1 pseudogene is annotated in these 270 nt (G+C 61.9%); it reads right to left on the reverse strand.

Going from position 1 to position 270, the window contains the following annotated elements:
• Positions 1 to 8: 8 nt before the first annotated feature.
• A pseudogene (locus AC0L2M_RS34685) lies at positions 9 to 270 on the reverse strand (transposase); the annotation flags it as partial.

The raw sequence follows: 270 nt of genomic DNA on the forward strand, positions 1-270 counted from the left end.
GCCGCGTCTCAGGCGGCCAGTGCCCTCAGGTTCTCCTTCTTGTGCTCGCGCAGATGATCCATGTTGAGGTAGCGGGTCGCCTTGAGCCAGGTTCTCGTGGATCTCCACCGCCAATGCCCGAACCAGCCGCAAGCAGCTCTGCGGGTTGGGGAAGATCCGAACGACCAGGGTGCGCCACTTGATCTCCTGGTTCAGCCGCTCCAGCATGTTCGTCGACTTCATGTGCTTGTGATGCGGCAGCGGCAGCCGATAGAAGCTCAGCGTCTCCTC

The organism is Mesorhizobium sp. WSM4806 (genome assembly GCF_055811635.1).